This window comes from Polynucleobacter sp. 35-46-11, from assembly GCF_002281105.1.
This window is the reverse complement of the sequence record NZ_NCFJ01000683.1, coordinates 1-1160: the sequence shown is the minus strand read 5'-3', so window position 1 is coordinate 1160 and position 1160 is coordinate 1. Positions and strand designations below refer to the sequence as shown.

The window sequence follows — 1160 nt, the reverse complement described above, 5'->3', positions numbered from 1 at the left end:
CTGACGAAGGCATGGTTGCTGCCCGTGACGCGCAAACGCTACTTGAATTAGAGGCAAGTTAGCGGAAAGTATGACACATTGGTGTAGAGCTTTAGTTGGGTTGCTTTGGGTATGCGGTAGATTTTGCAACATCGTCAGCAGTCCAGGTTTTGCTGAGATCTCCAGTTGGCCCAAGAAAAACAAATGCCAAGCAAATTCCAATGACCAGTGCGGCTAATCCAAGGATTTTGAGAACCTTATAGTCCCGTTCTTCCTTGATAACGAACTTAGGCGCAGGGTGACGCACTTCAAACACCTCGGGAAATGCGTCTTGAATAAGGTCTTTTGCAGATTTAATATGGCGATAACGTTCGTCTTCAGAGGCCCCAGCTTCGATTACTTTAGCCGCTTTAAGGTAAAGTTCGCTTGCATTCCCCAAAATTTTGGCCCTGTGAATGCATTCTGTATAGCGTTCTTTTTCAATTGGGGTCATAGTTTTATCCGATACTTATCAACTTAAATCCATTTTACTTTTTCCTGAATTAAAAGTCATCATTAACTGCTTGGACTAATGCTTTAGAAAATGACTATCGTCCTGTATTCCTATCGAAGATGTCCCTATGCAATGAGGGCTCGTATGGCGTTGAAGTATGCGGGCGTTGAATACGAACATAGAGAAATTAGCCTAAGAAATAAACCTCGGTCTTTATTGCTCTTATCGCCCAAAGGAACTGTTCCGGTCTTGTGTATCGACGGACGAGTACTTGAGCAGAGTCTAGACATCATTCATTGGGCGCTTGCGCAATCAGACCCAGATGGCTGGCTTCGATTTGATGAATCCATTGCCCAGGAGTGGGTTGAGAAAAATGATGGTTCGTTTAAGACTTTATTGGATCAATATAAATACCCCAATCGATATCCTGAATTGAAGCAGACAGAGGTGCTTAAGCAATTACAAGAAATGATGCTTAAACCTATGGAGACTGCCTTAGCAAGGGAAGCCTATTTAATGGGCGATCATATCAGTTGGGTTGATATTGCCATTTTTCCATTTATCAGGCAGTTTTCTATGGTCGATACGAAGGTTTTTGAAAGCCTACCCGTCCCGCACCTAAAGCAATGGCTCCTTCGCTTTCTTGAAACCCCTCTTTTTAATGCAGTAATGGATAAGCATCCAACTT

General features: G+C 43.0%; 2 protein-coding genes. One reads left to right on the top strand and one right to left on the bottom strand.

Annotated features, from left to right (window positions below):
* Nucleotides 1–91: 91 nt before the first annotated feature.
* Nucleotides 92–472, bottom strand: coding sequence for a hypothetical protein (locus B7Y67_RS18765; RefSeq protein WP_215302871.1), 381 nt, complete (start codon nt 470–472; stop codon nt 92–94).
* A 144-nt stretch (nt 473–616) separates the two neighbouring features.
* Here B7Y67_RS18765 and B7Y67_RS18760 point away from each other — a divergent pair.
* The coding region (locus tag B7Y67_RS18760; protein ID WP_293599928.1) for a glutathione S-transferase at nt 617–1160 on the top strand (544 nt) is incomplete at its 3' end.

Excerpts from the sequence above, each read along its gene's own strand:
- B7Y67_RS18765 (WP_215302871.1), bottom strand. The coding sequence starts at position 472 with ATGACCCCAATTGAAAAAGAACGCTATACAGAATGCATTCACAGGGCC.